We start from the raw sequence: 25407 nt of genomic DNA, 5'->3' as shown, positions 1-25407 counted from the left end.
TTTTAAAAAAATAAAAATTGTTAGTATGATTATTATATAAATATGGAAATTAGATGTAATATTTATTGCATTATAAAAAGTATTTAAAAATATATTAAATTTTCCTTAGAAAATTCTAAGGAAAATTTTTGGGTTATTCAGCTCCTTTAGGTGCTGTAAATGCTGTTACTTCAGGTAATATTTCATTGTATTTTTCTATATTTACCAAGCCTGTATGTGAGATATTTCCATTTGCAAGTTCAGAAGTAGGCATATCGATAGTTAAAATATTAACGTTTCCATATTTACACATACCATTTTCATCTGGATCATACCAACCGCCTTCGCAAAGTCTGACAACATTTGGCATAATATCTTTAGTTACCACAGCACCTGCTAGAGTTTGACCTCTTTTGTTAAATACTCTTACAACATCTCCATTTTTAATACCTAGCTTTTTAGCGTTGATAGGATTTATTAAAATAGGCTCTCTTCCTTTTACTGCGTATTTGTCGCGTAATGATGTATGGCATAATTGAGAGTGTAATCTATCGGTTGGGTGGTTGGTTAAAAGATGAAAAGGTGCTTCTTTGGTAGCGTTTCCTAGCCATTCGATTGGCTCCATCCAAGTTGGGTGTGCTTTACAATCTTTATAATTGTATTTTTCGATAGTATTTGAATAAATTTCAATCAAGCCTGATTCTGTTCCTAAAGCATTTAATATAGGATCTTCTATAAAATCTGAAAATCTAACCCAATTCATACTTTCTGTAGTAGGAGAGAAAGTGATTGGCTCGTTTTTAGCCCAAAATTCTTCAAAACTTGGCATAGTAGTTTCAAACACATCTCCATAAGCTAGAGTTTGTTTTAATGCACTATCATAATATTCTTTGATAAAATCTTTAGCTTTTTTACCATTTTCAGTGTAGGCATTAAACACATCATCTCCATATACTTTACAAATATCTGAAAAAATTTCATAATCATCTTTACTTTCGCCTATAGGCAATACCGCTTGCTTCATTGGAGCAATATTCATATTAGAATAATCTCCAGTCATAGTGATATCATCTCTTTCATATGAACTTGTAGTAGGCATTATAATATCTGCCATTTTAGCAGTTGGAGTCCAATAAATTTCATTAACAACTATAGTTCTTGGTTTTTGCCAAGCTTTCACATTTGTATTTGTATCTTGATGATGCACAAGGGGATTTCCGCCTGTCCAATAAATAAAGTCTATATCAGGATAGGTAATCTTAGATCCGTTATTATTTATAGTTTTGCCAGGATTTAGCAAAGCATCTGCTATTCTAGCTACTGGAAATGAGTAACTTGCAGTATTTTGTAACCATTCAGCACCACTTTGAGATGCTCCAGTTTTAGGAAGTCCTTTAAATTTACCATTTTCCCAGATTCCAACAGCACCAGCTGTAATACCTCCAATTACTCCACCTTTGCACGTTGGAACGCCACCATTACTATAGTGATAAGATAAACCAAATCCACCACCTTTAGTGCCAATTTGTCCAAGCATTGAAGCTAGAGTAATTAGCATCCAGTGCGGTTGTTCTCCATGATGAGCTCTTTGCATACCCCAACCACTCATAATCATAGTAGGATTATCATAGAAACTTTCAGCTAAAGATTTGATAATTTTTTCATTAATTCCACAAATTTTACTAGCCCATTTAATATCTTTTTTTACACCATCACTTTTACCATCTAAATAAGCTTTAAATTTATCAAAACCACTTGTATAAGTATCTAAAAATTCATAATTTACTTTATTTGTTTCAATTAAGTGACTAGCCATACCTAACATCATTGCAACATCAGTATTTGGTTTTGGTGCAATCCATTGTGCATTTAAAAATTTAGCTGTTTCAGTTTTGATAGGATCAATGCAGATAACTTTAATTTTGCTATTTTTTAATTTTTCAAAGTATTCTAAACCTCTTTGATCATTTGAAGTCCATGCAATTCTTAAAGTAGCTATAGGATTAGCACCCCAAATAACTACAATTTTAGAATTTTCTAAAATATTTTCCCAAGATGTTTGCTGCTCATACACTTCAATAGACCCTACAACATAAGGCATAATTACTTGAGAAGCTCCAGTTGAGTAATCTCCAGTAGTGCCTATAAAACCACCTGTTATATTCAAAAATCTATGTAATAAAATCCTACAATTTTGCATATTACCACTAGATTTCCAACCATAACTACCACCAAAAATTGCTTGAGTGCCTTTTTTGTCTCTTGTTTTTTTAAGCTCTTTTGCAATTAACTTAATAGCTTCATCATAGCTTACACGAATAAATTCTTCTTTTCCTCTAAGTTCTGGTTTTGGATTATCTGGATTTGCTAAATAGCTTTTTCTTACATAAGGATATTTTACACGTGATTTATAAATCATATCAGGAGTGTAGTGTTGTAAAGGGTTGTCTATTTTTGTAGTTTTTTCCCATGGCTCACTTTTTACAACCATACCATCTTTGATTGTAAGTTTTAAAATGCCCCAGTGTGCTGCAGTGATTATTGTTCCATTTTTTACTAATCCTGAGTTAATATTAGAAGCTTTTATGTTTTTACCCATAGCTAAACTAGGAATTAAAGGTAATATACTTAAACCAGCTCCAAATTTTAAAAATTTTCTTCTATCTAATCCCATTTTATTTTGCCTCCTTAAAATCTTTTGCATTTTTTTGCAAATATTGTATTACTAGCCAGTGATCTTTTTTATCAATTCCTGTTCTATCAACCATTGATCTAAATGTTGCAGGCCAACCATTAGCAGTAAATTCATTTTCTTTATGCACGCTGTGGCAAATTCCACAATTGTTCATATAGAGTTCTTTAGCTTTTGCAAACATTTCTTTATTGCTTTTTGCAAAGTCTTTTTTATCAGCCCAAACCTCTATAGTGGCTTTATCCCATTTACCATTTTTACTTTTTGTGTAAGTTTTAAAATTAAGTTTTGTATTTTTAGAAAAAGCCGCTACTATGATTCTTTGACTATCATTGTAATAAAGCACAGAAGGTGATGCAGGATTAACATAACCTGTAATTTCAACTAAAACCTTATCTCCTTCAGTTTTTAATACTTCAAAAGGATTTGTAGGCAACAATCTACCAATAGCTTTTGTATCGTTTTTACTTGAGTAAAGAGAAGTAACTTCACTTGTAAAAAACTCACCCTTAGCACAAGCAAAAGAAACAAGTGCTAAACATACCATCAATTTTTTCTTCATTTATCCTCCTAACTTTTAAATTGATAAATATTTTATAATTTATAAATAAAATAATACTTAAATAACAATATTTTAAGTAATAAGTAATGTAATATTTTATTATTATGATATTTATTTAGTTTTACTAAAATTTTGTTTTATTTTAGAATTAAATTATTAGTTAATATTTAAATTTAATATATAATTTATTTATATGTATTAAGTTTTTGATATAATCAAAAACTACAAAAAAAGGAGTGTTATGTTTAAGACAAGTTTTAAAAAAGCAGTATTCTTACCAAGTATTGCTGCTATAGCGATTTTGAGCTTTAGTTGTATTTTTTTTCCTAAGATTACAAATGATTTTATTAATCATATTAAAAATGAAATTTTTCAAAATTTTTCATGGTTTTATATACTTAGTGTGAGTTTTTTTGTATGCTTTATGATTATTCTTGCTTTATCTAAATTTGGTGATATTAGATTAGGCGATGATGATGAAACCCCTCATTTTAAATTTACTTCTTGGCTTGCTATGCTTTTTGCTACTGGTATGGGCGTAGGACTTATGTATTTTGGTGTAGCTGAGCCACTTATTCATAAAAAAGTTTTACAAGCAAGTGATAATGAAGCTATGTTATATACTATATTTCATTGGGGAATTCATCCTTGGGCTATTTATGGAGTATGTGCTTTAGCTATGGCATATTTTGGTTTTAGATACAAAATGCCTCTTAGTTTGCGTAGTGCTTTTTACCCACTTTTAAAGGATAAAATTTATGGTTTTTGGGGTGATTTAGTTGATATTTTAGCTTTAATTGTAACTGTTTTTGGTATTAGCACTACACTTGGTTATAGTGCTTCGCAATTAAATGCTGGCTTTTTAAATTTAGGTATTTTAAGTGAGCAAAGTTTTTTAGAACAAAGTGTGATTATAATTACTATTATTTCTTTAGCTACGATTTCATCTATTAGTGGTTTGACTAAAGGGTTAAAGCTTTTAAGTGAAATAAATTTAGTCCTTGCTACGTGCTTGATGTTTTTTATACTTTTTTCTAGTAATACTATTGAAATTCTTTCACAATTTAGTTCTAATATAGGTAATTATTTACAAAATATTATACAACTTAGTTTTAAGACTTATTATTATGAAAAAGAACATATAGAGTGGTTTAATAATTGGACTATATATTATTGGGCTTGGTGGCTTAGCTGGTCGCCTTTTGTGGGATTTTTTATAGCTAAAATTTCACGCGGTAGAACTATAAGAGAATTTATCTTTGGAGTGCTTGTAGTGCCTACTAGTTTTAATATACTTTGGTTTAGTATATTTGGCAATAGTGCTTTAAATTTTAATGATATTTTAAGTCCTTTTACTTCAACACCAGAGAGTTTGCTTTTTTATTTTTTAGACAATTTTTCTTTTGCTTATTGGAGTTCTTTATTGGCTCTTATAGTGCTTTCTTTATTTTTTATAACTTCTGCAGATAGTGGTATTTTTGTATTAAATTCCTTAGGAAGTGCTGGTATGCATAAGCCACATAAATGGCAAAATATTCTTTGGGGTTTTGTATTGACATTTTTAGCTACTTCTTTGTTGTATTTAGGCGGATTAGGAGCTATTTTAAGTATTACAATGATAGTAGCTTTACCTTTTGCATTTTTGCTTTGTTTGATGTGTTTTTCTTTGCTTAAAGGTTTAATTGTAGATGTAAATTATTCTTTGACTAAACTTAGTCAAAGCAGTGTATATTTTTCAGGTGAATTTTGGCAAGAAAGATTAGCAGGAATTTTAAAGCAAAGTAAAGAAAAAGATATACAAGATTTTTTAGATATTAAAGTAAAAAGTGCTATGAGTGAGCTTAGCAAAAGCCTTGAAAGTTATGGTTTAAAATCACAAATTATTCAAGAAAAATTTAGTATTAAATTAGTTATTAAAAAAGAACTTGCAAAAGATTTTATTTATGGAGTGAAAATTGTAAGAAAGCATACAAGCCAGAGTATTATTGATGATAAATTTATACCTACTTATTCTAAAGAATTTATTTTTGAACCTCAAACTTTTTTTGCAGATTCGCGTAATGGCTATAATATAGAATATCTAAATGAACAAGAAATTATTGTAGATATACTAAAACAATACGAAAGATATTTGCAACTTTTATTTGATGATAAAAATGAAATTTTTACTAAAGCTTATGGTGAGTAGATTTTTGAAAAATGTAAAGTTCTTATCTAATTTACTAATAATAATTTATATTTAAAGTCAAAATGTGAAATAAATTAACAAATATACTTATAATTACGAAAGTTTTTTATTAATTAAGGTGTTAATAGAATTAATATTTGTTATTATAAATTAGTAATTTGAAACTGAAAGGAAAAATATGTGGCAACAAATTTATGACCCATTTAATAATATAGTCTTTAGTGCTTTGATTGCATTTTTACCTATATTATGTTTTTTAATCTCGCTTGTGTTTTTTAAGCTCAAAGGATATCAAGCAGCATTTTTTACTCTTATTTTATCAGCATTAGTGGCTTTATTTGCTTATGATATGCCTTTGTCTTTATTAGGAGCAAGCTTTATACAAGGATTTGCTAATGGAATTTGGCCTATAGCTTGGATTATTATAGCGGCTATATTCTTATACAAACTCTCTGTTAAATCAGGGTCTTTTGAAGTTATCAAACAAAGTGTTATGAGTATAACTCCTGATCATAGAATTCAAGTGATTTTGATAGGATTTTGTTTTGGTTCATTTTTAGAAGGTGCTATAGGTTTTGGTGGTCCTGTTGCCATCACTGCTGCTTTATTAGTTGGTCTTGGTTTGCAACCTCTATATGCTGCTGGACTTTGTTTGATAGCAAATACTGCTCCTGTAGCTTTTGGTGCGGTTGGAATTCCTATTATAGCTATGAGTAATTTAGTAGGTATAGAACAGCATAGTGTTTCAGCTATGGTTGGTAGAATGCTTGTGCCACTTAGTTTAACAATACCTTTTTTCATAGTTTTTTTAATGGATGGTGTAAAAGGTATTAGAGAAACTTTTCCAGCTATTTTTGTAGCAACTATATCTTTTACTATTACACAATTTTTAAGCTCAAATTATTTAGGGGCAGAATTACCAGATATTATTTCGGCTATAGTTTCTTTATTTGCTACCACTATATTTTTAAAATTTTGGAGACCAAGTAATATTTTTAGATTAGATGATGTTAAAGACTTTGAAAACATACAAAAGTTGGAGCTTAAAAGGGTAGTTTTAGCTTGGATGCCATTTATACTTTTGATTATTTGTATTATCATATGGACTCAACCTTGGTTTAAGGCTTTATTTGCGAAAGATGGAATTTTAAATTTTTTACAATTTAGTATTCAATTTGATAGTGCATTAGGTTCTATAATAAGTCCTGATATATCAGATGCTAGCAAAATAAAAACTATCATACCATATCACAATATATCTTTAGTAGCTCAAGCTGGAACAGCTATTTTAATAGCTGCTTTGTTGAGTATTTTTATATTAAAAATCAAAGTTAGTGATGCAAGTGAGTGTTTTTGGGAAACTTTAAAAGATATGGCTATTCCTTGTTTTACGATAGGTTTAGTTGTAGCTTTTGCTTTTATAGCAAAAAATAGCGGTATGAGTACTACTTTGGGACTAGCTTTTTCAAATACTGGTGATGCATTTGCATTTTTCTCACCTATTATAGGGTGGATAGGGGTATTTTTAACTGGTTCAGATACTAGTTCAAATTTACTTTTTGGAACTTTACAGCAAGTAAGTGCGCAAAAATTAGGTATCTCAGAAGCTTTATTTTTGGCTGCAAATTCAGTTGGAGGCGTTGTAGGTAAGATGATATCACCTCAAAGCATAGCAGTAGCTTGTGCAGCAGTTGGACTTGTAGGAAGAGAATCAGAATTATTTAGATTTACTTTAAAATATTCTATAGCTTTTGTAATTTTAATAGGAAGCTGGACTTTTATTATAGCTTTTTTCTTAAGTGGTATAATTCCTGATGCTATAATTTTAAAATAAGGCTAAAAATGAAAAAGGTTTATTTGTTTGCTACTTGTTTGGGTAGTGCTATTATGCAAGAGAGTGTATTAAATGCTGTTAAACTTTTGAGAAGAGAAGGGGTTGAGGTGATTTTTAAAAAACAACAAACTTGTTGTTCTCAACCCTCTTTTAATTCAGGATATTTTGCAGAAAGTAAAAATATAGCTTTGCATAATATAAGGTTATTTGATAAAGATTATCCTATAGTTGTGCCAAGTGGATCTTGTGCTGGTATGATGAGTCATGATTATTTAGATCTTTTTAAAGATGATGAAAATTATGCTTTAGTTCAAGAGTTTAGTTCAAGAGTTATTGATCTTAGCCAATACTTAGATAATGTTTTAAAAGTAGAGTATGAAGATAAGGGTGATCCATTAAAAGTTACTTGGCATTCTAATTGTCATGCTTTAAGAATTCAAAAATGTATAGATTCTAGTAAAAATTTAATCAAAAGACTAAAAAATGTTGAGCTAGTATCTTTAGAATATGAGCAAGAATGTTGTGGTTTTGGTGGAACTTTTTCTGTAAAAGAACCTCAAATTTCTAATGCTATGGTTATGGAAAAAATAAAAGATATACAAAATAGCGGTGCAAAATATATTTTAAGTTCAGATGGTGGTTGTTTAATGAATATATCAGGTGCTATGAATAAAATGGGTCTTGATATAAAAGCCTTACATTTATATGATTTTTTAAATAAACGCCTTGAAGGAGTTTCAATATGAAAGTCGCACATGAAGAAATAGTAGATATAAAAATTCACGATACACAAATGAGAGAGAATCTAAAATCAGCTATGCATACTTTACAAAAAAATCGCTTGAGGGTTATAGATGAAAAATTTAATGATTGGCAGGGTTTAAGATTTAAGGCTAAACAAGCTAAAAATAGTGCTCTTTCTAGTTTGTATGATAGATTGTTAGAATTTGAAAAAAATGCTAGTAAAAATGGTATAAAAGTCCATTGGGCTAATTCTGATATAAATGCTTGCGAGATAATTTATAATCTTATGATTGAAAAAAAAATAAGTAAGATTTTAAAAGGCAAATCTATGGCTAGTGAAGAAATAGGTTTAAATCACTATTTAGAAGCAAAAGGTGTTAAAGCTATAGAAACAGATCTTGGTGAGCTTATACTTCAATTAAATAATGAAACACCAGTGCATATTGTAGTTCCTGCTATACACAAAAATCGTTATGAAGTTGGTAAAATTTTTAAGGAAAAGTTGGGAGCAAATTTAGAAAATGAGCCAGAAAAATTAAACGCTATAGCTAGAAAACATTTAAGAAGTGAATTTGAAGGTCTTAAGATGGGGCTTAGTGGCGTTAATTTTGCTATGTCAAAAGAGGGTGCTTTTTGGCTTATAGAAAATGAAGGTAATGGTAGAATGTGCACAACTGCCTGTGATATACATGTAGCACTTTGTGGTATAGAAAAAGTTATGGAAAGTTTTGAAGATGCAGCTACTATGGTATCTTTACTTACTCCATCAGCTACAGGTCAATTTATACCTACTTATAACAATATTATAAGCTCTCCTAGAAAAGAAGGTGAGCTAGATGGTCCTAAAGAAGTGCATATAATACTTTTTGATCACAATAGAAGTAAAATGCTAAATGATAAAGATTATTATGAGGCTTTAAGATGTATAAGATGTGGAGCCTGTATGAATTTTTGCCCTGTTTATGACAAAATAGGCGGTCATACTTATCAAAGTGTTTATCCAGGTCCTATAGGTGAAGTTATAAGTCCTAATCTTTTTGGTATGAAAGAAAATGGAGATATACTAAGTTTTTGTTCTTTATGTGGTAGATGTTCCGAGGTTTGTCCTGTAAAAATACCATTGGCAGATCTTATAAGAAAATTAAGAGCAGCAAAAATAGGCCAAGGAAGTTTTGGAGATATAAATCCTAATAAAACCGAGGCTATAGCTTTTAAAGCTTTTGAAAAAATAGCTACCTCACCAAAGATTTGGAATTTAACTATATCTAATTTACATAAATTTAATTGGCTTTTACAAAAAGGTAAAAAATCCTTACCTTTGATTAAAAAATGGAGTGTTTATAGAAATTTACCGCAAGTTAAGTATGATATTTATGAGGAACTTGAAAAAATACAAGGAGTAAGCTGTGAATAAGATAGATGAAATATCATCAAAAAGCAAAGAAGAAATCTTAGCTAGGATAAAAAATACAAAAATAAATTTTGATAAAGTAACAAGCGTAGATCCTATCGAGCACATAAAAACAAGTGATGATATGTTAGCTGAATTAAAACAAAAAATGAGTGATAATAAATACATAGTAGAAGAAAGCACTAGGGAAAATTTGGAAGAAAAAATAAATCAAATAGTGGCTAGCTATGATTATAAAAGTATGATATATCCAAATGGCTTACCTATAGATATTAATAAAATACGAGCTGATAAAAAAGTTTGTTTTGATAAAGAAATAGAAAATTTAAGAGCAGAAGTTTTTCACAGCGATTTTTCTATAATAAATGCAAGAGCTGGAGTGAGCTCTCATGGAGTAGCTTTAGTAACTTCAAGTAAAGAACAAGCTAGAATGCTTTCTTTAGCTCCTATGCTTTGCGTGATTTTACTTAAAAAAGAAAATGTAGTAAAAAGTATAAGTGAGGCTTTAAATTTAGTTAAACGTGAAAATGAAATTTTACCTAGTAATATTTTATTTATAGCTGGTCCTTCAAGAACTGCTGATATAGAATTAATAACTGTTTTTGGTGTTCATGGATCTCAAAAAGCTCATATTATTTTTTATTAAAATTCATAAAGAATAAATAGAATTTTTTAAGAAAGGTGTTTTATGTTGAGATTGGTTTTAATATTTTTTTTTGCGTTAAATCTTTTTGCTGTAACTCCAAAAGATACCATAGTCATTGCTGTAGAAAATGAACCTGATCGTATTAATCCACTTTTTAGCGAAGATCATGATGTGGCTATAGGATTAGTTTTTTCTGGATTGACTCGTTTTGATGAAAATATGAGTTTAGCTCCTGATTTAGCTACTTCTTGGAAAGTAAGTAAAGATGGACTTATGTATGAATTTAGCTTAAGAGATGATGTATTGTGGCATGATGGAGTTAAATTTAGTGCTAAAGATGTAGAATTTAGTATTAATGCTCTAAAAGATAAGAAATTAAATTCTCCTTCAAAAGTTAATTTTGATGCAGTAAAAGAAATAAAAATCATTGATGATTATAATATTAATATCATTTTATCATCTCCTTTTCCTGCTTTCTTAGATGCTTTAAGCGTAGGAGTTTTACCATACCATCTACTTAAAGAAGAGAATTTAAACACTACTAATTTTAATCAACACCCAATAGGCACAGGACCTTACAAGCTTAAACAATGGAAGCAAGGTCAATATATGATTTTACAAGCAAATGAAAGATATTATTTAAGCAAGGTTAAAACACCAAAACTCATACTTAAAAATATCAAAGATCCAAGCATAAGTGCTATTGAGCTTAAAAATGGATCTATAGATGTAGCATTAGTTGATTTTTTTTTAGCATCAAATTTTCAAAATGATAAAAATTTTAAAGTACTTGTGGAGCCTTCGGCTGATTATCGTGCTTTAATGTTTAATTTAGATAATGAATTTTTAAAAGATATAAAAGTGCGTTTAGCATTAAATTATGCTGTAGATAAAGATATCATAGTGAAATCACTTTTACATTCTTTTGGAAAAGTGGCAAATCACCCTTTAGAAAATTCTTGGGCTAACCCTAAAGAATTTCCTGTTTATGGATATGATATAAAAAAAGCTAATGAGCTTTTAAAACAAGCAGGTTTTATAAAAAATAAAAATGGTATTTTAGAAAAAAATGGCAAAGAATTAAGCTTTAAAATGTTCGCTATGAGCGAAGATCCTTTAAGGATAGCTTTAGTAAATATCTTACAAAGTGAATTTTTAAAATTAGGTATTAAGGCTAAAGCAGTAGCTAAACCACGCGGGAGTTTTGATTATACTAAAGTAGATAGTTTTTTGATAGGTTGGGGTAGCCCTTATGATCCTGATTTTCATACTTTTAGAGTTTTTGCAAGTTCTCAAGATTCTACTTTAAATTCAAGTGGTTGGAATTTTGGACATTATAAAAATTTTAAAGTAGATGAATCTTTAAAACTTGCTAGAAAATCACTAGATTTTGAAGAAAGAAAAAAATATTATAAAGATTTTATACAAGCTTTATATGATGACCCTGCATTTTTATTTATAGCTTATATTGATTATCCTTTGGTTTTTGCTAAAAATATTGAAGGTATTAAGCCTCATATTTTAGGACATCATGGAGTGGGTTTTGCATGGAATGCATATGAGTGGAATAAAAATTAAGTGTTAAAATTGATTTTTAAACGCCTTTTGTGGGCGTTTTTTTTACTTTTTTTTTCAAGTTTTATTTGCTTTGCGATGATTTATTATGCAAAAGGAAGTGTTGTTTTTGCTAGTGTGCCTCAAGGGACTAGTTTAAAAGTAAAAGAAGAAATAGAGAGAAATTTAAATTTAGATAAACCTTTGTTGTATCAGTATAAAAATTGGGTTTTAAAGGCTTTAAATGGAAATTTTTCATATTCTTTAATAAATGGTGAAAAGGTAAGTGAAATTTTAAAAGAAAAACTTTCTTATACCTTGATACTTGGGGTGTTATCTTTTGGAATTTTGTTTTTTATTTCTATATTTTTAGCAATTTTATGCGTGATGTATAAAGGTAGTCTTTTAGATGATTGTATTACTTTTTTTACAATGAGTTTTTTTGCTCTGCCTACCTTTTCTTTATCTTTACTTTTGATATTAGTTTTTTGTGTATTTTTTAAGATTTTTCCAAGTTCTGCTATAGCTGATATTGGATATGAAGATGATATTTTAAATCGTTTATGGCATTTGTGTTTGCCAGTTAGTGCTTTAGTTCTTTCACACTTAGCTATCTTTGTGCGTTTTGTAAGAACTACTTTGATTGATAGTTTAAATCAAAATTTTATAGAAGCTGCTTTTGCTAGAGGGCTTAGTAAAAAAAGAGTATATTTTCACTTTGTATTAAAAGATTCTTTAGGTGCTATATTAGCATATTTTGGAGCTTCTTTTGTGGGTTTTTTAATGAGCACTTATGTTGTTGAGAGTGTATTTTCTTATGATGGGATTGGAAATTTAGTTATTAAAAGTATTTTGTTTAAGGACTATCCTGTAGTTTTAGCTATAGTGTGCTTTAGTGTATTAGCTGTTGTTTGCGTAAATTTACTTGTGGAAATAATTTGCAAAATGTTAAATCCGAGGTTTGTTAGTGCGTAAAATTTATATTTTTTTTATTATTTTGAGTATATTTTTAGCACTTTTTGCTCCATTTTTAAGCACGCACGATCCAATCTTAATTGATCTTAATACAGCAAAAATACCTCCAAATCTAACTTATATTTTTGGGACAGATATTTTAGGAAGAGACATTTTTTCAAGAATTTTATATGCTTTACGTGTATCTTTATTTGTAGGGGTAAGTGCAGCATTTTTAAGCATTATTTTTGCCCTAATTTATGTTTTTATATCAAGATTTTTTGCTTATGTTTTTTTTTCAAGATTGCTTGATATGCTTTTAGCTTTGCCATCTTTACTTGTGATAATGTTTTTTCAAAGTTTTTTAGTAGGATCTTTGTGGAGTATGATTTTTATTATAGCTTTAGGACATTTTGCTTTTGCTGCTAAAGTAGTTGATAATCAATTAAATAAATTTCAAAAATTAGAATTTTATCAAAATGCTATTGTCTTAGGTAGCACTAGATTAAAAGCTTTATTTAATGAGCTTTTGCCAGCGTGTTTAAATTTGCTTTTTGTGCTTTTTATTTTACATATAGCTCATTCTATCACAGCAGAAGCTACACTAAGTTTTTTTGGTTTAGGGGTTGAGCTTTCTACTCCTAGTTTAGGTAATATGTTAAATGATGTTAGCAAAGCTGTGTTTTTAGGATTTTGGTGGATGATAATTTTTCCAGTAGTATTTATACTTTTATTGATTTTGCCCTTACTTGCTTTAGCTAATGATATACAAGAGGATATTAAGATATGATATGTGTGGAGAATTTAAATTTGAGTTTTAAACAAAAACTTTTATTGCAAGATATAAATTTTAAACTTGAAAGTAAAAAATCTCTAGCAATTATAGGTAAAAGTGGAGTAGGTAAAAGTTTGTTGTTAAAAAGTTTGATTAGACTTTTTGATAAAAATTATACTTTGCGTGCTAAAACTATAAGATTTGATGATAGTGAAGTTTTAAAATTAAACAATAAGGAGTTAAATTATTTAAGAGCTAAAGCCAATCTACTTTTTCAAGATGTTTATGGAAGTTTTTATCCTTTTGTAGATATTGGAAGTTACTTTAATATAGTTATAAAAACACATACTAATTTAAACACAAAGCAGATTAAAGAAAAAGCATTTTATTTTTTTGAGTGTTTAGGGCTTAAAAATCACGATTTTTTGTGGCATTCTTTTATTTATCAATTAAGTGGAGGTATGGCAAGGCGTGTTCAGATAGCTTTAGCTTTGTTGTGTAGATCACAATATTTATTATGTGATGAGATAACTAGCTCGCTTGATATGCACAATGAAAACAAGATTATTGATATTTTTAAAAAATTAAAAACAAAATTTACAAATATTATTTATGTTAGTCATAATTTAAATTTAATTAGACAATTATGTGATGAGGTTTTAGTTTTTGAAGAAAGTAATATAGTTTATCAGTGTTCTATGGAAGAATTGTTAAATTCTTCAAAAAACAAATATATTAAAAAAATATTAGATATTGAGAATAAATGCTTTTAAAGGTTGAAAATCTAAGTAAAAGTTATAAAATTAAAAAACATTGGTATCTAAAAGAAGAGGAAAATTTCATCTTTAAAAATGTGAATTTTAGTTTATGCCAAGGTGAAAATTTGTTATTATCTGGTGAAAGTGGAAGTGGCAAAAGCACCTTAGCTAGAATTCTTTGTATGATTGAGTGTGCAAATGAAGGCACAATAATTTTTGAAAAGAAAAATATTTTAAATTTATCTTTTAAAGAACAAAGAAAAATTCGTAAGAAAATTCAATATCTTTTTCAAGATCAAAAACTTGCACTTAATCCTTATAAAAATGCTAAGAGACTTATATTTGATGTATATGAAAATTTTAATCTTAAACCAAATTTAGATGAAATTTTTCAATTATTTGAAATTTTTGACTTACAAAAGGATATTTTAAATTTAAAACCTTCAAAGCTTAGTGGCGGTCAATGTCAAAGATTAGGGTTAATTAGGGCTTTGATTTTAAAGCCAAAATTATTAATACTTGATGAGGTTACTGTAGCTTTAGATATGCCAACAGCTTATCAAATTTTAAACTATCTTAAATATTTTCAAAAGCATTATGATATAACTTATATTTTTATTTCTCATCAGGAAAAAATTTTAAGCAATATTTATCACAAGAAAATAACCTTAAAAGGATAGAAATTGTTTCATTTTGAAATATCTAAAAAAATATTTTATATCAATAAGTTTTTATATAGCTAAAATTAAGTAGAATATCCTCTAATTATGCTTTAAAAAGGTTTGTTATGACTCATGCAACTATAGAGCATCAGTATTTTGGTATATTTGCGATGCTTGTTATTGCAAGTATTATATTTTTTACTTTAGTATATTTATCTTCAAAGGTAGGCTCAAAATTAGCCTCTCATAGTAGAAAGAAATTAGGACTTGGAATTTATGAGTGTGGTCCTATGGTTTCTAAACAAGCTAATAAAATCAATTCTCAATTTTTTATTTTTGCTTTGATTTTTATTTTACTTGATATTGAAGTGGTATTTTTATTTCCTTGGGCGGTAATTTTTAAGGACTTAAGTGTTGAACTTTCAAAATATGGTTTATCTTTATTTGCCTTAGTTGAAATTTTTATTTTTATTTTCTTACTTGGGGTAGGGTTTTTATACGCTTATAAAAAAGGAGCATTTGAGTGGCAGAGTATCAAAAGATGAGTAAGGCTCCGGTTGTTTTAACTACGGTTGATAAACTAATCCAATGGGGAAGAAGTAATTCATTATGGGCTTTATCATATGGTTTAGCTTGTTGTGCTATTGAAATGATGGCAGCTGGTGGTTCAAGATATGATTTTGATAGATTTGGGACTATTTTTAGAGCTAGTCCTAGACAATCTGAAGTGATGATTGTAGCAGGAACTTTAAGTAAAAAACATGCTGAATTTACAAGACGACTTTATGATCAAATGCCAGATCCTAAATGGGTGATTTCTATGGGTAGCTGTGCTAACACAGGTGGTATGTTTAATACTTATTCAACCGTTCAAGGTGTAGATAGAATCATTCCTGTTGATATTTATGTGCCAGGTTGTGCTCCACGTCCTGAAACTTTTCAATTTGCACTAATGATTCTTCAAAAAAGAATCCGAAAAGAAAAAGCAAGTAGGCATATTGCTCCAAAAAGGCTCATATGATGAGAAAATATAGTAATAAAAAAAATGTTCAATTAAGAAATTATTATGAGGATAGATTTTATCATACTCCACAAATTAAAAAAATAAAAATTGAAGGAAGTTTATTTGAAGAAGATTTTCGTTTAATTTCTCAAAAATTTAATATAAAAGATTCTTTTATAGAGCTTGATTTTTGGGTAATTGAAATAGAAAAAGATGACAATATCGAGGTATTAAAAGAGCTTAAAATTTTAGGCTATGAAGCATTTATTGACGCAAGTGCTATTGATTTTGTAGAGCAAAAACAAGGTTTTGAGGTATATTATCAACTTTTAAATATAGAAAAAAAAATCAGAGTTAGGATAAAAACTTTTGTTGCTTTAAAAGATAAGCTTCAAAGTGTTATGAGTGTATTTAAGGGTGCAAATTGGTGTGAAAGAGAAATTTATGATATGTTTGGAATTTTTATAGTTAATCATACTAATTTAAAAAGAATTCTAATGCCAGATGATTGGTATGGTCATCCATTTTTGAAAACTTATCCTTTAGAAGGAGATGAATTTGCCAAATGGTATGAGATAGATAAAATTTTTGGTAAAGAATATAGGGAAATTGTTGGTGAAGAAAATAGAGATCCAGGATTTGTAGATGAAAAAGATACCTTAAATTTTAGTAGAATTTATCATGAAGTAGCTAAAGGAGATGCTCCAAGAAAGGATAAATACTTACAAGAATATCAAGAAGAAGGCGGAGTGCTTTTTGTGAAAAAAATCAAAAGAAATGAAGCTAAAATTTTAGATAAGAGAAGATAAAATGCAAATTTCTACTAAATTAAAACCTTACTATGAAAATATAAGTTTTGAACGAGAAGATGGCACTATGATAGTAAATCTTGGACCACAACATCCAAGTGCTCATGGAAATTTGCGACTTATTTTAGAGCTTGATGGGGAAGAAATTATTAAGGCTAGTCCTTGCATAGGCTATATGCATCGTGGTATGGAAAAAATGGCTGAAAATATGATTTATCAGGAGTTTATACCAACTACTGATAGAATGGATTATGTTGCTGCAAGTGCAAATAATTATGCCTATGTCGCCGCAGTTGAAAAACTTTGTGATCTAAAAATACCTCGTAGGGCAAGTGTCATAAGAATGATTTTGCTTGAATTAAATCGTATCGCCTCTCATCTATTATGGCTAGCAACTCATGCACTTGATATTGGTGCGATGACCGTGTTTTTGTATTGTTTTAGAGAGCGTGAATATGTGCTTGATTTAATAGAAAAATATTGCGGGGCGAGATTAACTCATTCTTCTATGAGAATAGGTGGGGTAATGCTTGATTTGCCTAAGGGTTTTTTAGAAGAACTTTTAGCATTTTGTAAGAAATTCCCAAATGACATTAAAGATTATGAAGCTTTACTTGATGAGAATAGAATTTGGCGTGCAAGAACTGAAAATGTAGGAGTTGTAACTAAGGAGCAGGCATTAAATTGGGGCTGTAGCGGGATTATGTTAAGGGGTAGCGGAGTTGCTTATGATATAAGAAAAGAAGAGCCTTATTTGCTTTATGAAGAGATAGATTTTAAAGTGCCTGTTGCAAAAATGGGTGATTCTTATGCTAGATATAAAGTTTATATGCAAGAATTTAGAGAAAGTTTAAAAATTCTTGTCCAATGCGCTACCTTATATAAGGACACTTCACCGCAAATTTTATGCGATCACCCAGAATATGTAAGTGCATCAAAAGAACAAATTATGACTCAAAATTATTCCCTGATGCAACATTTTGTTTTAGTTACTCAAGGTTTAAAACCTCCAAAAGGTGAGGTTTATGTGCCAACTGAAAGTCCAAAAGGTGAGCTTGGATTTTTTATTCATTCAGATGGAAGCAGTAGGCCTTATAGATTAAGAGCTAGAACACCTAGTTTTTTCCATTGTGCTTTTTTAGAAGAGATGCTTGTAGGATCGTATTTAGCTGATGCTGTAGCGATTTTAGGAAGTATAAATATTGTTTTAGGTGAGATTGATCGATGAGGCGTGTAGATTTAAGAAAGAGTAAAGATTTATTTTTTGATCTAAAGACAATTATCAATAAAGCTTACAATGGCGAGGTTTTAGTTGTTTTATTTGAAATAGGAGATTTTTCTAATGTAGAAAAAAGTTTTGCTTTTGTGAAAGAACAAAATTGCGAACTTTTAAATTCTTTAAAATTTAATCAAGTCGATTGGACTATAGTTTTAAAAAAGGCTAATCGGTGAAATTAGTTACATATCAAGAAGGTTTAAATGCTTTGTGTTTTGTAGATTTACTCTCTTTAGAAAATCCAAATTTAAATACAAAATTAAGTAAAAGTAAAAATATCAATATTTCTTGTATGCAAGATATAGCTTTAAATGCTAGTTCTTATAAGTGTGAAATAGCTAGTGTTTCTTTTGTTTTAGCGTTGTTGTGTAAAATGAGTATAGATGAATTTAAAGATTTAGATGAAGGATATTTAAGTGCTGAATCTTGTTTTGGGGAAGAAGAAGCTTTAGAGGTTTTGGAATTTTTGCAAAATGCTAAATGTATTATTTTTGATAAAAATTTAAAGCAACACAAAGATTATGAAAATATTAAATTTTTTCTAGCAAAACTTTGTAAAAAATTTGAACTTTGTTTAATTTGCAGTGATGAGCAATGTGAAGAGTTAAAAATACAAGAAAAATTTGAAAAACTTTTAGAACTTGATAATTTTGATGGTATCGTAGTGCTAAAAAGCACCTTAAAAGAATCAAATTTATATTGCTCTTCTTCTTTTGCATTGATAGCTAAGGTAAAAGATGGCGATTTTATAGAGTTAAAACTTGATAATAAGATTTTTCACACTCAAGTAAAAATCAATACAAATTTAAAAGGTACTGTGGCTTTATATAATTATGAAAGCAATGTATTTGCTTTTGTAAAAGCCCAGATTAAGGTTATAAAATGAAAGTGATCATTAATGGCGTAGAATGTGAAGCAAATGAAAATGAGTATATCTTAAATGTAGCTAGAAAAAATAATATATTTATCCCAGCAATTTGCTATTTAAGTGGATGTTCGCCAACTTTAGCCTGTCGTATGTGTATGGTAGAAGCAGATGGAAAAAAGGTATATTCTTGTAATACTAAAATCAAAGAAGGTATGGTTGTAGAAAGTGATTTACCAAATTTATGGGATGAGCGTAATGCTATTATGCAAGCTTATTGTATTAATCATCCATTGCAATGTGGAGTTTGTGATAAATCTGGAGAATGCGAGCTTCAAAATTTTACACATAAAGCTAGAGTAAATACACAAAATTATTGGATTAAAGATACTCATAAACAACATAAAAAATGGGGCGAGATTAATTACGATCCCGCACTTTGTATCGTTTGTGAAAGATGTATAACAATTTGCAAAGATAAAATAGGAGAAAGTGCTTTAAAGACGATACCAAGAGGTTCTAATGCTCCTGATGTAAGTTTTAAAGAAAGTATGAGTAAAGATGCTTTTGCTATTTGGACTAAATTTCAAAAAAATTTGATAGCTCCAAGTGTTGGAGAAAAGCTAAATTGTTCTTTTTGTGGAGAATGCACTAGTGTTTGTCCAACTGGAGCTTTAATAGGAGCTTCTTTTCAATATACTTCAAATGTTTGGGAATTAAAAAGAATTCCAGCAAGTAATCCACATTCTAGTGATTGTGAATTAATGTATTATGATATTAAACAAACAAGTATAAATAATCAAAAAGAAAAAATTTATAGAGTAAGTAATGATTTTGCATTTGCAACGCTTAATAAAGCAGCAAGGTATGGTTTTAACACTCAAAATGAAATAGAATATAAAGATAATATAGCTTTTGAAAAACTCGTAAATATGATTAAAAATAAAGAGATAAAAAATATTAAATTTAATAGTTTTATTACAAACGAAGAGGCTTTGATTTTGCAAAATATAAGCAATAAGTTTGATTTGAATTTAATTAATGATGAGGCGCAATATTTTCAAGATTTTTTAAATGCATTTTATTGTGAAATAAATGATGTATATAATGCAAATAGTGATGATATTACTCAAAGTGATTTTTTGATTATTGTAGGTTCATTTTTAAGATATGATGCACCAACTCTTGGATATAAAATTAACAATGCTTTAGTTATGAATAAAGGAGCGGCTTTATATTTTCATCCTATAAAAGATAAAGGGATAGATAAATACTCTAAAAACATTTTGCAAATTAATCATAAAATTGAAGATAATGAGAATATTTTACTTTTTCTTTTGCAAAAATTTGCAAAAGAGATTCCGCAAGATTTAAAAAATATAATTGACAATGCTTATTATCAAGATAGTAAAGAGATTGAAGAAACTATTACAGAAGAAGTTATCGAACAAATTGAAAGTCAAAATGAAAATGGTGATATTATTGTTCAAGAGGTAAAAAAACAAATTCCTAAAAAGATTACAAAAACTATCAAAATAAAAAGATCAAAATATGCGAAAGTTCTTGGCATAGATGAAGATATTTTAGAAAATTTACTAGCTAAGAAGCAAAAAATTACTTTAGTTATAGGTAGTGATTTTTATTATGAACAAAATTTACAATTAGCAAAATTATGTGCTTTGATACAAAAATATACTGATTTTAAAGTATTTTTAATACCAACTTGCACAAATACTTTAGGCGTGAGTTTAATTTGTGATTTAAAAGACACATATAAAGAAGGCAAAACACTTGGTTATAATGAAGCAGGAGATTTTTCTTTTTCATATGAAGAGCATTGTGATCTTGCAAGTTCTAGTTTAAATCAGCAAGAGGGCACTTTTGTTAATTATGATAAAAGAGTAGTTCCTACGAATGTAGCCTTGGAATTTAAAGGTTATTTTTTAAATGATTTAGCTAACGCTTTAGGTTTTGATAAAGAATATACCATAGATTATACTAGATTTTTGCCTAAAGAAAAAGGTTTTAAAGATATTTGTTTTGATGATTTAGAAAATTATTATGACAATGGTGGAAAAAATTATAGAGGATATGAGCTTGATTTTTCAAATTTCAAACTAAAAGAAGCATTGTTAGGAAATAGAAAAAACAATCAAGAAGAAGGAAATTTGGATTTATATTTTGCAAATCCTATACATCAATTTGGAAAATTTAGCAATAGGTCTTTTAATGAAGTTGGAGTGCTATTTTTATCGACTGATTTGATGGAAAAATTTGGATTGATTCAAAATGAGAGTGTGATTTTAAAAAATCAGCATATGCAACTTGCTTTGAGTGTAAAAGTCGATGAACATCTAGAAAATGGTGCTTATTTAGGGGATTATGATTGCAAAATTAATACCCAAGATTTATTTAAAAATTCGCGTTACATTAAAATTTGGCTTGAAAAAACAGGAGTAAAATATGAGTGATATCACATTTTTTATCATAGAAACTATCATTAAATGTATTCTTGTTATAGCTATTTTTGCGACTTTAGCTGGTGTTGCAACTTATCTTGAGAGAAAAGTTTTAGCATTTTTTCATCGTCGTATAGGCCCTGATATGGTTGGGCCATTTGGTTTGATTCAAGTTGTTGCAGATATGATAAAACTTTTTACAAAAGAAGACATTATACCAACTAACGCACAAAAGATAGTATTTTTAGTTGCCCCTTTGATTGCTGCTATTTGTGCTTTTGTATCTATTGCTGCTATACCTATTTTTCCTGAATTTACTTTGTTTGGAAGAATAGTCCGTCCTCTTATAGCTGATATAAATGTAGCTTTGTTATTTGTTATGGGTATGGGCGGGATTAGCTTTTATGCTATTTTTTTAGGTGGTTTGGCAAGTCATAATAAATGGTCTTTATTGGGTGGAGCTAGAGGATTAGTTTCTATAATTTCTTATGAAAGTGTTGCAGGGCTTTCATTAGTGTGTGTGGTAATGTTGGTAGGTTCTCTTTCTTTAGTAGATATTAATAATTATCAAAACAATGGTTTATTTTCATGGCTTATTTTTAAACAACCCTTAGCTTTTATTTTGTTTGTAATAGCTATTTTTATAGAGACTAATAGAACGCCACTTTGTTTAAGTGAAAATGAAACTGAACTTGTTTCTGGTTATGGAACGGAGTATTCAGGACTTAGATGGGGTATGTTTTTTATAGGTGAATATACTGCTATGATAACTGGAGCTATTTTAATATCTCTTTTATTTTTAGGTGGTTTTAACGATTTTTGGATTATACCTGGTGCTATTATGATGCTTGCAAAGGTATCTTTTGTGTTTTTTTGGTATTTTTGGGCTAGGGGGGCCTTTCCTCAACTGCGTCCTGATCAAGTTATGAGAATGTGTTATTTGATATTAATACCTTTGGCTGTCTTAAATTTGTTAGTTAGTGCTTTAGTGCTTGTAGTATAGGAAAAATGATGAAAAAGGATTATTTTAAAATAGATTTTGAGCGTAAAAATCCTCAAAATGCTTATGAGAAATTTATTCAAATTGTAAAAAGAACTTTAAATACTGAGCTTTTTGTTGGTTTGTATGTAGTTTTAAGGGAAATGCTAAAAAGGAATAATAGCGCAACAATCAAATACCCTATGGAAAAAGTGGCTTTAGATGATAGATATCGTGCGATACATCGTTTGATGCGTTTTATAGAAAGTGAAAATGAATGTTGTATAGGATGTGGTTTATGTGAAAAGATTTGCATTAGTAATTGTATAAGAATGGAGACATCTTTAGCAGATGATGGACGTAAAAAAGTAGAAAATTATAGTATCAATTTAGGACGTTGTATTTATTGTGGTTTTTGTGCTGATGTTTGTCCTGAACTTGCTATAGTTCATGGAAAAGAATATGAAAATACAGCAGAACAAAGATCGTATTTTGGACAAAAACAAGATCTTTTAACTCCTATTGATGAGTTAAAAGATCAAGTTGTGTTTCAAGGTAGTGGTAGTCTTAGGCAAGATGCTGATGATTTAGTTAAGAAAACTCCAAATTATTATGATGTAGATTTGCAAAGAGAAGATACAAAGGAAAAAAATGTTTGAAACATTAGCCTTTTATATATTGAGTGTATTGGTGTTAGGATTTTTTTTGGTGAGTGTGTTAAGTACTAGTATGCTTTATGCTATTAGTGCTTTAGCTGCTGCTATGATTTTTTTAAGCGGATTTTATTTTTTGCTAAATGCTGAATTTATCGGAGCAATACAGATTATCATTTATAGCGGTGCTATTTTAGGTCTTTATAGTTTTGCTATGATGTTTTTTGATACTTCCTCAAAAGTTAAAGAGAATTTAAAAGATAAAAAAATATTTATTATTGTTATTTTTAGTATTTTTTTATTTTTATCTGTCATTTTAGGTCATAATATAGACGGAACAAAGCAAGATATAGTTTATGATCTTACATCAACACAGCAAATTGGTTTGTTATTATTTACTAAGTATATGTTGGCTTTTGAATTTATGGCTATTTTATTATTGATTGCGTTAATTTGTGCCATTGTTCTTACGCAAAAAAATACACAAAAGGATGAGCAATGACGTTTGAAAAATATTATATAGTTGCCATTTTAATGTTTGTTATAGGTTTAATAGGTATTATAAAACGACAAAATTTAATTATGCTTTTTATTTCTAGTGAGATTTTACTAAATGCAGCCAATTTAGCCTTAGTTACAGCAGGTGTTTTACACAATGATATTGAAGGGCAAATTTTTGCTTTGTTTATAATGGGTGTAGCCGCTTGCGAAGTTGCTGTTGGAATTGCACTTTGTGTGATATGGTATAGAAAAACGCAAACTCTTGAATTAAGTTCTTTAGTAGAAAAAGGAGATAAAGAATGCAAAATTTAGCTTTGATTGCACTTTTTACACCTTTAGCGTCTGCATTAATTTTAGGAATTTTTTCCTTTAGAGCTAAAAATTTTTTTTTAGGATATTTTGCTTTTATTTTAGTTTTAATTTCAGCTATTGCATCTATTTGTTTATTGATTAATAACGCTCATTTTGAATTTTCATTAGGCACTTGGATATCTTTAATCGATGTTAAATTTGGTTTTAAGATAGATACTATCACTTTAGTTATGATGTGTGTAGTGGGTGTAGTATCAACTTGTGTGCATTTATATAGCATATTTTATATGGAAAAAGATGAAGGGTTTAATCGCTATTTTAGTTATCTTGGATTTTTTGTTTTTTCAATGATGTTTTTGGTGATGAGTGATAATTTTTTAGGATTATTTATAGGCTGGGAGGGAGTTGGAGTTTGTTCTTGGCTTTTGATAGGTTTTTGGTTTCATAATGAAAAATACACTTTTGCAGCTAATGAAGCATTTATTATGAATCGTATAGCAGATTTAGCTTTACTTTTAGGAATTTGTTTAATTTATTTAGAATTTGGTACTTTAAAATATGATGAGGTATTTCATCTTGTAATATCAGGTCATGAAAATAATAAAATCTTGATTTGGATTGCAATTTTACTTTTCATAGGGGCTATGGGTAAATCCGCACAATTTCCATTTCATACTTGGCTTGCTGATGCTATGGCAGGTCCGACTCCAGTTTCTGCATTAATCCACGCTGCGACTATGGTTACTGCAGGAGTGTATTTGATAATTCGTGCTGGAGAGCTTTATTTGCAAGCAAGTGAGGTTGGTTATTTTATAGCTTTATTGGGAGCTTTTGTGGCATTGTTTGCTGCTTCTATGGCTATGGTGGCTAAAGATTTAAAAAGAATCATTGCTTATTCTACTCTTTCTCAACTTGGATATATGTTTGTAGCTGCTGGTCTTGGGGCTTATGCTATAGCATTATTTCACTTAGCAACACATGCGTTTTTTAAATCTTTATTATTTTTAGGGGCTGGAAATGTAATGCACGCTATGAATGATAAACTTGATATTAGTAAAATGGGTGGGCTTTATAAAAGTATGCGTTTTAGTGCCATTTTAATGCTTATAGGTTCTTTAGCTTTAGCTGGAATTTATCCTTTTGCAGGATTTTTTTCTAAGGATTTAATTTTAGGATTTTCTTTTATAAGCCATCATCACGGGATATTTTTAGTATTATTAGTTTCAGCTTTTATGACAGCATTTTATAGCTTTAGACTCTTAATGCTTGTTTTCTTTACTCCAAGACGACACGAAGAGCATCCTCATGAAGCAGGCAAAATAGCACTATTAGCTATGAGCCCACTTGCTTTACTTGCTACTATAGCTGGATTATTTGAGCATAAATTTATGGATTTTGTGAGTTCGGATTTAACTTTAATTTCAGCACAAAATTTTTTAGTAATGCAACTTGCTATCATTGCTGCTATACTTGGGGTGTTATTGGCTATTATTGCGTATTGGAAAAATTGGTTTAAGCCTTCATTAGCTAAGATGAGTGTGTATAAACTTATATTTAATGAGTATTATATTCCAAAATTTTACCATCAGTTTTTAGTCCAAAAATACATTTTATTTTGTGAATTTTTAAAAAGAAGTGATAAAGAAATATTAGATGCTGTTGTAAATAGTATAGCTCAATTTCTACAAGCATTTGCAAAAGATATTTCAATTAAAGGAGATTTTTCTTTAATTTTAAGGATTTTTGTATCAGCATTTATTTGTTTATTTTGTCTAGTATTGGTGGTGTAAT

The 25407-nt window shown here is 29.0% G+C and carries 24 protein-coding genes; 22 read left to right on the top strand and 2 right to left on the bottom strand.

Annotated elements, in window-relative coordinates; all coding sequences use genetic code 11:
* Positions 1-133: 133 nt before the first annotated feature.
* Entirely contained in the window at positions 134-2653 is a 2520-nt protein-coding gene (locus tag QZ429_RS02330; RefSeq protein ID WP_291950476.1) for a molybdopterin guanine dinucleotide-containing S/N-oxide reductase, read from the bottom strand.
* Between the two features lies 1 nt (position 2654).
* Positions 2655-3233: a cytochrome C gene (locus QZ429_RS02325; RefSeq protein WP_291950473.1), complete on the bottom strand. Its 579-nt coding sequence runs from the start codon at positions 3231-3233 to the stop codon at positions 2655-2657.
* Between the two features lie 241 nt (positions 3234-3474).
* Here QZ429_RS02325 and QZ429_RS02320 point away from each other — a divergent pair, with 241 nt between their 5' ends.
* The 22 genes from QZ429_RS02320 to nuoL all read left to right on the top strand — a co-directional run bounded on the left by QZ429_RS02320 (position 3475) and on the right by nuoL (position 25406).
* A complete protein-coding gene (locus tag QZ429_RS02320) occupies positions 3475-5421 on the top strand; it encodes a BCCT family transporter (RefSeq protein WP_291950470.1) in 1947 nt (648 codons plus the stop codon).
* 178 nt (positions 5422-5599) lie between these two features.
* Positions 5600-7255, top strand: coding sequence for an L-lactate permease (locus QZ429_RS02315; RefSeq protein ID WP_291950467.1), 1656 nt, complete (start codon positions 5600-5602; stop codon positions 7253-7255).
* Between the two features lie 8 nt (positions 7256-7263).
* The gene (locus QZ429_RS02310) at positions 7264-8001 is read left to right on the top strand and encodes a (Fe-S)-binding protein (RefSeq protein WP_291950464.1); all 738 of its coding nucleotides are present in this window, start codon (positions 7264-7266) and stop codon (positions 7999-8001) included.
* The gene (locus QZ429_RS02305) at positions 7998-9413 is read left to right on the top strand and encodes a LutB/LldF family L-lactate oxidation iron-sulfur protein (protein ID WP_291950461.1); all 1416 of its coding nucleotides are present in this window, start codon (positions 7998-8000) and stop codon (positions 9411-9413) included. Before QZ429_RS02310 ends, QZ429_RS02305 begins: the two co-directional genes overlap by 4 nt.
* Positions 9406-10056: a lactate utilization protein C gene (locus QZ429_RS02300; RefSeq protein WP_291950458.1), complete on the top strand. Its 651-nt coding sequence runs from the start codon at positions 9406-9408 to the stop codon at positions 10054-10056. The genes QZ429_RS02305 and QZ429_RS02300 overlap by 8 nt, the downstream gene beginning before the upstream one ends.
* A 42-nt stretch (positions 10057-10098) precedes the next feature.
* Positions 10099-11634, top strand: a complete 1536-nt coding sequence (locus QZ429_RS02295) for an ABC transporter substrate-binding protein (RefSeq protein WP_291950455.1) — start codon at positions 10099-10101, stop codon at positions 11632-11634.
* Positions 11635-12585, top strand: a complete 951-nt coding sequence (locus QZ429_RS02290) for an ABC transporter permease (RefSeq protein WP_291950452.1) — start codon at positions 11635-11637, stop codon at positions 12583-12585.
* A gap of 1 nt (position 12586) precedes the next feature.
* On the top strand, positions 12587-13354 hold the full coding sequence (locus QZ429_RS02285; protein WP_291950484.1) for an ABC transporter permease: 768 nt from the start codon (positions 12587-12589) through the stop codon (positions 13352-13354).
* Positions 13351-14112 (top strand): ATP-binding cassette domain-containing protein, encoded by a 762-nt coding sequence (locus tag QZ429_RS02280; protein WP_291950450.1) that lies wholly within the window; start codon positions 13351-13353, stop codon positions 14110-14112. Before QZ429_RS02285 ends, QZ429_RS02280 begins: the two co-directional genes overlap by 4 nt.
* Positions 14103-14777: an ATP-binding cassette domain-containing protein gene (locus tag QZ429_RS02275; protein ID WP_291950447.1), complete on the top strand. Its 675-nt coding sequence runs from the start codon at positions 14103-14105 to the stop codon at positions 14775-14777. The genes QZ429_RS02280 and QZ429_RS02275 overlap by 10 nt, the downstream gene beginning before the upstream one ends.
* A 107-nt stretch (positions 14778-14884) precedes the next feature.
* Entirely contained in the window at positions 14885-15304 is a 420-nt protein-coding gene (locus QZ429_RS02270) for an NAD(P)H-quinone oxidoreductase subunit 3 (protein ID WP_291950445.1), read from the top strand.
* The gene (locus QZ429_RS02265) at positions 15283-15780 is read left to right on the top strand and encodes an NADH-quinone oxidoreductase subunit B family protein (protein WP_291950442.1); all 498 of its coding nucleotides are present in this window, start codon (positions 15283-15285) and stop codon (positions 15778-15780) included. The genes QZ429_RS02270 and QZ429_RS02265 overlap by 22 nt, the downstream gene beginning before the upstream one ends.
* Entirely contained in the window at positions 15780-16571 is a 792-nt protein-coding gene (locus QZ429_RS02260; protein ID WP_291950438.1) for an NADH-quinone oxidoreductase subunit C, read from the top strand. The genes QZ429_RS02265 and QZ429_RS02260 overlap by 1 nt, the downstream gene beginning before the upstream one ends.
* Position 16572: 1 nt before the next feature.
* The gene (gene nuoD, locus QZ429_RS02255; protein ID WP_291950436.1) at positions 16573-17799 is read left to right on the top strand and encodes an NADH dehydrogenase (quinone) subunit D; all 1227 of its coding nucleotides are present in this window, start codon (positions 16573-16575) and stop codon (positions 17797-17799) included.
* Complete coding sequence (locus QZ429_RS02250) at positions 17796-18023, top strand: NADH-ubiquinone oxidoreductase subunit E family protein (RefSeq protein WP_291950433.1); 228 nt, start codon at positions 17796-17798, stop codon at positions 18021-18023. Before nuoD ends, QZ429_RS02250 begins: the two co-directional genes overlap by 4 nt.
* Positions 18020-18733 (top strand): hypothetical protein, encoded by a 714-nt coding sequence (locus QZ429_RS02245; protein WP_291950431.1) that lies wholly within the window; start codon positions 18020-18022, stop codon positions 18731-18733. The genes QZ429_RS02250 and QZ429_RS02245 overlap by 4 nt, the downstream gene beginning before the upstream one ends.
* A complete protein-coding gene (locus QZ429_RS02240) occupies positions 18730-21183 on the top strand; it encodes an NADH-quinone oxidoreductase subunit G (protein WP_291950428.1) in 2454 nt (817 codons plus the stop codon). The genes QZ429_RS02245 and QZ429_RS02240 overlap by 4 nt, the downstream gene beginning before the upstream one ends.
* Positions 21176-22174: an NADH-quinone oxidoreductase subunit NuoH gene (gene nuoH / locus QZ429_RS02235; RefSeq protein WP_291950425.1), complete on the top strand. Its 999-nt coding sequence runs from the start codon at positions 21176-21178 to the stop codon at positions 22172-22174. Before QZ429_RS02240 ends, nuoH begins: the two co-directional genes overlap by 8 nt.
* Positions 22175-22179: 5 nt before the next feature.
* Positions 22180-22809: an NADH-quinone oxidoreductase subunit NuoI gene (nuoI, locus tag QZ429_RS02230; protein WP_291950421.1), complete on the top strand. Its 630-nt coding sequence runs from the start codon at positions 22180-22182 to the stop codon at positions 22807-22809.
* Positions 22802-23305 (top strand): NADH-quinone oxidoreductase subunit J, encoded by a 504-nt coding sequence (locus QZ429_RS02225; RefSeq protein WP_291950418.1) that lies wholly within the window; start codon positions 22802-22804, stop codon positions 23303-23305. The genes nuoI and QZ429_RS02225 overlap by 8 nt, the downstream gene beginning before the upstream one ends.
* Positions 23302-23616, top strand: a complete 315-nt coding sequence (nuoK, locus tag QZ429_RS02220; RefSeq protein ID WP_291950414.1) for an NADH-quinone oxidoreductase subunit NuoK — start codon at positions 23302-23304, stop codon at positions 23614-23616. The genes QZ429_RS02225 and nuoK overlap by 4 nt, the downstream gene beginning before the upstream one ends.
* A complete protein-coding gene (nuoL, locus tag QZ429_RS02215; protein ID WP_291950411.1) occupies positions 23604-25406 on the top strand; it encodes an NADH-quinone oxidoreductase subunit L in 1803 nt (600 codons plus the stop codon). Before nuoK ends, nuoL begins: the two co-directional genes overlap by 13 nt.
* Position 25407 lies beyond the last annotated feature (1 nt).

Source organism: Campylobacter sp., from assembly GCF_020024835.1.
Classification (GTDB): Bacteria; Campylobacterota; Campylobacteria; order Campylobacterales; family Campylobacteraceae; genus Campylobacter_D.
Note: the sequence above shows the minus strand (reverse complement) of the source record. Positions and strands in the feature narration are given on the sequence as shown.